This window comes from Methylobacterium sp. Leaf88 (assembly GCF_001422795.1).
Lineage (GTDB): Bacteria > Pseudomonadota > Alphaproteobacteria > Rhizobiales > Beijerinckiaceae > Methylobacterium.
In genome coordinates this window covers 88,012-94,764 of record NZ_LMMK01000045.1, presented here as the reverse complement: position 1 = coordinate 94,764, position 6,753 = coordinate 88,012, and the positions used below count along the sequence as shown (strand labels likewise).

The following is a 6,753-nucleotide window of genomic DNA, read 5'->3' as shown; positions in this document are numbered from 1 at the left end:
GTTCAGCGCCAGCAGGTTGGTCTGGCCCGCGATGGTCGAGATCATCGCCACCACGTCGCCGATGCGCTGGGCCGCCTCGCTCAGGTCGCGCACGAAGGTGGCGGTCTGCCCGGCCTCCGTCACCGCCTCGCGGGAGAGCTGGGCCGAGCCCTGGACCTGCCGGCCGATCTCGTCGACGGAGGAGCCGAGCTCCTCGGCGGCGGCCGCCACCGTGGTGACGTTCGCCGAGGCCTGGTCGGCGGCGGCGGCCACGGAAACGGAGCGCTGCGCCGTCTCGCTGGCATTGGCCGACATGCTGCGGGCCGTGTCCTGCAACTGTGCGGCGGCCGTGCCGACCTGCGCCACGACGCCCCCCACCGCGGCCTCGAACTGATCGGCCAGGCTGCGCAGGGTCTCCCGGCGCAGGGCCTCGGCCCCGGCCCGGGCCGCCGCGGTCTCGGCCTCCAGGGCGCGGGTGCGCAGGATGTTGTCCTTGAAGACCTGGACGGCGCCCGCCATCGCGCCGATCTCGTCCCCCCGCTCGGCGCCCGGCACGGCGACCGCCGTGTCGCCGGTCGCGAGCCGCCGCATCGCCTCGGTCATCCGCTGCAGGGGGCGGCTGACCCCGAGGGCGAGGGCGAGGGCGGCACCGGCCGCGATCAGCAATCCGAGGCCCACGAGGATCGCGGTGGTCAGCAGGGCGGTGTCGTAGGTGTCCTGGGCGCGGGCGCCGCTGGCGCGGGCGCTGCCCTCCTCCAGCTCGACGAGCTTCTGCAGGGCGCCGAGGACGGCGTTGATGCGCGTCGACATATCGGTGTTGTAGGTGCGCTGGGCGCCGGCGAGATCTCCGGCCTGCGCCTGGGCGACGATCCCCTCCTGCAGGGTCCGGTAGGCGGTCCATTCCGTCTCGAACGTCCGGTAGAGGGCCTGCGACTCCGGCTGGGCCGGCAGGCCGGCGTAGGCGGCCTGCGCGGCGCGCATCTCGGCCTCGCGCTTGGCCAGGGTGGCCGAGACGTCGGTGCGGGCCGCCGGCGTGTCGGCAGTGATCAGGCGGCCGCCATTCACCCGCTGGCGCAGGACCAGGACCTGGAGCTTGCCCAGGAGCTGCACGGTCGGGAGGCGCTCGTCGCGCATCTCCCGCGCCACTCCGTTGACGGCGCGCAGCTGCATCAGGGCCGACCCGCCGATCACCGCCACGAGACCGAAGACGAGGCCGAAGCCGAGGAACAGCTTGGTGCGGATCGACAGGGCGCGAAGGGACATGCGGCGAGGAGCCCGACTGGAGGGGAGTCCCCGCATCATTCGCGACAGGCGTTAAAAATTCCCACGGGTCTTCGTGTCGAGGGACGATGTTCGTCGCGAATGATCGTCATCTGTCATTGCCCGTGATTGAATAGTCAGGGCGATAGCGTCCAGTTGGACTGATGAATGACCAGCGTCATTCCGCGCCCGTCCGGGCTCTTCACCGACCGGCTCGTGTAATCCGCCGTCCCCGACATCCCGGCGTATTTGCCCGTTCCCCCGACGAAGACGTGCGTGCCCTTGGCGCCCTTGGCTTCGTCGGTGGAGAAGATCTGGTCGCCATCGGCGTCGCTGTCGATGCAGGACTCGCGGTTGAGCGCCTCGCCGCCGACGACCTCGCGCATCCCGAGGCAGCGCGTGCCCATGTCGTTGAACATCGGGCCGCCGGACTCGTTGCGGGCGTTCCCGGAGCTGCTTGGGTCGTCACGGTCTGCTCGCCGAGCTTCATGGTGACGTAGGTGGAGGTGACGTAGGTTGTGGAGTAGCTGTCGGTGCCGCTGCGCGGCAGTTCGGCAGCCTGCGCAAGGGGCGCGGCCAGAACGGCCGCGAACAGAAAGCCCCATGTCGTGACATGATGGACAGGCCTCCGTCTGAGAACAGGCGCAGAGACATTCGCATCGCTCGATGGCGATCGATCATGGTCGTGACGGAACTGCGTGACGACTGGGGGCTTTGCGTTTCAAGACTGGCGAAAAGGTTTACCTGCCTGGCCGTGACCGAACACGACCGTCCGGCGGGTGTCCCGTCCTGGCGGCAATCCGGGCGTGATGCGGCCGGGGCATCCGCGCTCTCCCCACCGCGTCAGACTCAGGATCGCCCGAGGGCGGCCTCGATCAGCGTGACGCCGTCGGCGCTGTCCCACTCGGCCGGTCCCTTCATCACCCCGAGGGTGCAGCCGGCGCCGTCGACCAGGAGGGTGGTGGGCAGGCCGAGGGAGCCGGTGGCCTTCTGGATCGCGGGCAGGACCCGGCCGCCGGGATCGGCATAGTAGGCCAGCCGCGCGATGCCGTTCTGCTTGAGCCAGGCGGGCGGCGCCGCGAGGTTGCGGGTGTCGACATTGATCGCCACGACGCTGAAATCCGGCCCGCCGAGCCGGCCCTGGAGCCGGTCGAGGGCCGGCATCTCGGCCTTGCAGGGCGCGCACCAGGTCGCCCACAGGTTCACGAGGCGCAGGCCCTGCACGCCGTCGAGGGTGGCGTCGGTTCCCTCTGGCCCCTTGAAGGCCAGGGCCGGCGCGGGCACCGGCACGGTCGCGACCTGGAGGGCGGCGACGGCGCCCCGGGCCAGGGGGGCGATGCGGGCGGTCGCCGCGACCGAGCCCGCGCAGGGGCCGGCGGAGTTGCCGCCGGTCGAGCCCGTCCCGTATACGGCAAGCCCCGCACCGAGTGCGGCGACGAGGACGGCCCCGGCGATCAGCGCAGATCTGCGGCCGGGCATCATCGTTGCGTCCGGGGGCGGACGGGCAGGGCGGCTGGAAGGACGTTTGAAAACATGAGCAACCGGATGTGGGGCGGGCGCTTCGCGAGCGGCCCCGCCGAGATCATGGAGGAGATCAACGCCTCCATCGGGTTCGACAAGCGCCTCGCGCCCCAGGACATCCGCGGCTCGCTGGCGCATGTGGCGATGCTGGGACAGGCGGGAATCCTCCCCTCCGCCGATGTGGCTGCGATCGAGGGCGGCCTCAAGGCCGTGCGCGACGAAATCGAGGCGGGCGGCTTCGTGTTCAAGCGCGAGCTCGAGGACATCCACATGTCCGTCGAGAGCCGGCTCACCGAGATCGTCGGCCCGGCGGCCGGGCGCCTGCACACCGCGCGCTCGCGCAACGACCAGGTCGCCACCGACATGAAGCTGTGGGTGCGCGACACCCTCGACAGCCTCGACGCCCAGGCCGTTGGCCTGCAGAAGGCCCTGGCCGAGAAGGCGCTGGCCCATGCCGGCACGGTGATGCCGGGCTTCACCCACCTGCAATCGGCCCAGCCCGTCACCTTCGGGCACCATTGCCTCGCCTACGTGGAGATGCTGGCCCGCGACCGGGGCCGCTTCCGCGATGCCCGTGCGCGCCTGAACGAGTGCCCCCTCGGCGCCGCGGCGCTCGCCGGCACCTCCTTCCCCATCGACCGCCACGCCACGGCCGCGGCGCTCGGGTTCGACCGGCCGACGGCGAACTCCCTCGACTCGGTGGCCGATCGCGACTTTGCCCTGGAATCCCTCGCCGCCGCCTCGATCTGCGCCGTCCACCTGTCGCGTTTCGCCGAAGAGCTGGTGGTCTGGACCTCGGCCCAGTTCAACTTCGTGAAGCTCTCCGACGGCTACACCACCGGCTCGTCGATCATGCCGCAGAAGCGCAACCCGGACGCGGCGGAGCTGGTGCGGGCCAAGGCCGGCCGGGTCATCGGCGCGCTCACGGGCCTGCTCATCGTGATGAAGGGCCTGCCGCTCGCCTATTCGAAGGACATGCAGGAGGACAAGGAGGGCACCTTCGACGCCCTCCAGGCCCTCTCGCTGTGCCTCGCCGCCATGACCGGCATGGTGCGCGACCTCGAACCCAACGCCCCGGTGCTGGCCCGCGCCGCCGGCTCCGGCTACGCCACCGCGACCGACCTCGCCGACTGGCTGGTGCGCGAGCTCGGCCTGCCGTTCCGCGAGGCCCACCACGTCACCGGTCGCCTCGTCGGCGCGGCCTCCGCCCGCAACGTCGGGCTGGAGGCACTCTCCCTGGCCGAGATGCAGGCCGCCGAGCCCCGGATCACGCAGGCGGTCTACGCCGTGCTGGGGGTCGAGAACTCGGTCACGAGCCGGACCAGCTACGGCGGCACCGCGCCGGACAACGTGCGGTCGCAGGCGAACCGCTGGCTCGCGGCCCTCGGGCAGGATTGATGCGGACGCCGCGTCATCGGAGCGGTGCCCCTCTCGGCAAGCCTGCGCGGCGCTCGACCGAAGCCCCCATCCGCCATCCCGGAGGGATCGAACCGATTTGGACTGACCCGAAAAGAACCGGACTCGGGGCAGGTGCGTTCACGGCTCAGCTATGTGATGCTGTGTAGGACCCTGTCCCGAGCCCCTCGGAGATCTGCTCATGCCCGCTGAAAGCCGGATCGCGCCGGATGACGTCCCCGCCCTCGCGGCCGAAGCCACGGCGCTGATCGACGCCGCCCTGAGCCGCCTGCCCGAGGCCGACCGGGCCGCCTTCTGGGCCTCGGTGCGCAAGTGCTACAACACGCCCTACAACGATCCGGAGCCCCGCGCGCTGCCGCGGGTGCAGAGGCTCGCGGCCTTCGAGGCGACGGGCCCGGACCCCGCGGAGTCCCCCACCCTGTCGACGCTGGCCGCACCCGCCCTCGCGAGCGTGATGGCGGCGCTGCCGGGCGTGTTCGCCGCCGAGCCCCACGCCGCCTGATCGGGGCGGGACACGCAATCCTGAAACCGGCGCCGCGCGGCGTCGCACATCCGGACGGTCGGCCGGGCTCCCGGTCCGGCGACGTCCCGAAGGGTCTTCCATGGTTCCTGTTCTGCGACGCGGCCTCCGGCTCGGGGCCGCCATCCTGGTCCTGTCCGGTCCCGCCCCCCTGGTCGGCGCCCCCCATCCCTTCGCGGCCGGCCCGGCCCGGGCCCAGAGCCAGGCCCAGACACAGGAGGCCGCCCCCGAGGAGGCAGAGGCCCCGGGCCGCCGGAAGTCCCGCCGGGGGCGCGAGCGCGCCGCGAAGGCCGCCGTGACGGCCCCCGGCATGCAGCAGGCCACCCCGGTGGCGATCTTCGGCGACTGGAACGTCTTCGCGAGCGGCCAGGGCAAGACCCGCGTCTGCTACGCCATCGCCCAGCCGCAGACGCGCTCGCCCAAGACCCTGAAGCGCGACACGGCCTACCTCTTCGTCACCGTGCGCAAGGCCGAGAACGTGGCCAACGAGGTCGCGGTGATGCTGGGCTTCCCGGCCAAGCCCGCGAACAGCCAGGCCAAGGCCAATGCCGGCCCGGCGCCCACCGACCCGACCCTGATCCTCGGCGCCACCCGCTACGGCCTCGTCACCAAGGACAACAACGCCTGGCTCCAGAACCCGGCGGAGGAGACCCGGGTGGTCACCGAGATGGGGCGCACCCCGAAGCTGCAGGTCAAGACCACCTCGCTGCGCGGCAATCCCACCAGCGACGAGTACGCCCTGGCGGGGTTCGCCGACGCGATGAAGCGCGCCCGCGAGGAGTGCAAGTAGGGGACCGGTCAGGCCCTACGCCACCGCCCGGGCCGCCTCGGCCCGGATCGCCGCCAGGGTGAGGTGGACCGGCGGTCCGTCGCCGGTGAGGTTGAGACCGTCGGCACCGGTGGCGAGCAGGAGGGACAGGGCCTCCCGCAGGGACGCCCCGGCCGCGATCGCGGGGGCCTCCGGCAGGGCGCCGGGGCTCGCCAGGCTCCCGGCGGCGATCAGGGCGAGGCGGCGCAAGGCCCGGTCCTGCCCGACGAAACCCGCGACGAAGGCGTCGGCCGGCGCGGCCAGGAGGCGTTCGGGCGCATCGGCCTGGACGATGCGGCCGTCCCGCATCAGCACGACGCGGTCGCCCATCCGCATCGCCTCGTCGATGTCGTGGGTGACGAGGAGCACCGTCTTGCCGAGGCGCCGCAGGATGGCGCCGATCTCGGCCTGCAGGCGGTCGCGGGCGACGGGGTCCACCGCGCCGAAGGGCTCGTCCATGAGGAGCACCGGGGGATCGGCGGCCAGCGCCCGGGCGACGCCCACGCGCTGGCGCTGGCCGCCGGAGAGCGCGTGCGGGCGGCGTGCCCGGTACTGCGCCGGGTCGAGGCCGACGAGGTCGAGCATCGCGTCGACCCGCTCGGCGATCCGGGCACGGGGCCAGCCGAGCAGGCCCGGCACGGTGCCGATGTTGTCGGCGACGCTGCGGTGGGGAAACAGGCCGACGCCCTGGAGCACGTAGCCGATGCGCCGGCGCAGGGCGACGGGATCGGTCCGCGTCACGTCCGTGCCGCCGACGCGGACGCGGCCGGCATCCGGCTCCACCAGCCGGTTGACCATCCGAAGGGTCGTGGACTTGCCGCAGCCGGACGGGCCGATGAGGGCGCAGACGCTGCCCTCGGCGACGGCGAGGTCGAGGGCGTCGACGGCGGGGCGTTCGGCCCCGGGGAACCGCTTGCTGACGCCTTCCAGGCGGATCACGGGGCCCTGACCGGCGCGCGGTCCGGCGGCCTAAGCCTCAGCAGCCCTTGCAGATCGAGCCCATGGTGGTGCGCATCTTGGTGTCCCAGGCCTTGTCGCGGGCGGCCGAGGCGCGCTGGGCCTTGGCCATGTCCGCCTCGGTGGAGGCGCGGGTATAGGGGGCCTTGCCCGCCTCCGCGCGGCCCGGCGGCTTGGTCACCCCGGTGGGCGCGATGTTGCGCTGGGGCGCGCCCGGGGACGGCTGCGCCAGGACCGGCGCGGCGCCGAGGAGGAGGGCCAGGGTGGAGGCGGCGACGATGCGGGGCATGAG

General features: G+C 72.8%; 8 protein-coding genes. 3 read left to right on the top strand and 5 right to left on the bottom strand.

All coding sequences use genetic code 11. The features are described from left to right. The 3 genes from ASF20_RS16980 to ASF20_RS16970 form a co-directional block, all read right to left on the bottom strand. Positions 1-1,242 (bottom strand): methyl-accepting chemotaxis protein (locus ASF20_RS16980; RefSeq protein WP_244476465.1); only part of this gene is annotated, 1,242 nt, incomplete at its 3' end. A gap of 134 nt (positions 1,243-1,376) precedes the next feature. Then, positions 1,377-1,658 carry a hypothetical protein gene (locus tag ASF20_RS16975; RefSeq protein WP_056276057.1) on the bottom strand — a complete coding sequence of 94 codons (282 nt, stop codon included), beginning with the start codon at positions 1,656-1,658 and terminating at the stop codon, positions 1,377-1,379. Positions 1,659-2,088: 430 nt separating this feature from the next. Beyond that, entirely contained in the window at positions 2,089-2,718 is a 630-nt protein-coding gene (locus ASF20_RS16970; RefSeq protein WP_056276626.1) for a TlpA disulfide reductase family protein, read from the bottom strand. A gap of 54 nt (positions 2,719-2,772) precedes the next feature. On the opposite strand from ASF20_RS16970, the gene argH reads away from it, so the two are divergent. From argH to ASF20_RS16955, 3 genes are all read left to right on the top strand, one after another. Continuing rightward, positions 2,773-4,158 (top strand): argininosuccinate lyase, encoded by a 1,386-nt coding sequence (gene argH / locus ASF20_RS16965; protein WP_056276054.1) that lies wholly within the window; start codon positions 2,773-2,775, stop codon positions 4,156-4,158. A gap of 199 nt (positions 4,159-4,357) precedes the next feature. Then, a complete protein-coding gene (locus ASF20_RS16960; protein ID WP_056211741.1) occupies positions 4,358-4,678 on the top strand; it encodes a hypothetical protein in 321 nt (106 codons plus the stop codon). Positions 4,679-4,778: 100 nt separating this feature from the next. Beyond that, the gene (locus ASF20_RS16955) at positions 4,779-5,486 is read left to right on the top strand and encodes a hypothetical protein (protein WP_056276051.1); all 708 of its coding nucleotides are present in this window, start codon (positions 4,779-4,781) and stop codon (positions 5,484-5,486) included. A gap of 15 nt (positions 5,487-5,501) precedes the next feature. Here the strand turns inward: ASF20_RS16955 and ASF20_RS16950 are convergent, their stop codons facing one another. Together ASF20_RS16950 and ASF20_RS16945 are read right to left on the bottom strand one after the other, a co-directional pair. Beyond that, positions 5,502-6,443 (bottom strand): ABC transporter ATP-binding protein, encoded by a 942-nt coding sequence (locus tag ASF20_RS16950; protein WP_056276049.1) that lies wholly within the window; start codon positions 6,441-6,443, stop codon positions 5,502-5,504. Between the two features lie 37 nt (positions 6,444-6,480). Beyond that, positions 6,481-6,750 (bottom strand): hypothetical protein, encoded by a 270-nt coding sequence (locus ASF20_RS16945; RefSeq protein WP_056211747.1) that lies wholly within the window; start codon positions 6,748-6,750, stop codon positions 6,481-6,483. Positions 6,751-6,753 lie beyond the last annotated feature (3 nt).

Bases quoted from the DNA above. Each gene is read 5' to 3' on its own strand.
- ASF20_RS16975 (WP_056276057.1), bottom strand. From the start codon at position 1,658: ATGTTCAACGACATGGGCACGCGCTGCCTCGGGATGCGCGAGGTCGTC.
- ASF20_RS16970 (WP_056276626.1), bottom strand. From the start codon at position 2,718: ATGCCCGGCCGCAGATCTGCGCTGATCGCCGGGGCCGTCCTCGTCGCC.
- argH (WP_056276054.1), top strand. From the start codon at position 2,773: ATGAGCAACCGGATGTGGGGCGGGCGCTTCGCGAGCGGCCCCGCCGAG.
- ASF20_RS16960 (WP_056211741.1), top strand. From the start codon at position 4,358: ATGCCCGCTGAAAGCCGGATCGCGCCGGATGACGTCCCCGCCCTCGCG.
- ASF20_RS16955 (WP_056276051.1), top strand. From the start codon at position 4,779: ATGGTTCCTGTTCTGCGACGCGGCCTCCGGCTCGGGGCCGCCATCCTG.
- ASF20_RS16945 (WP_056211747.1), bottom strand. From the start codon at position 6,750: ATGCCCCGCATCGTCGCCGCCTCCACCCTGGCCCTCCTCCTCGGCGCC.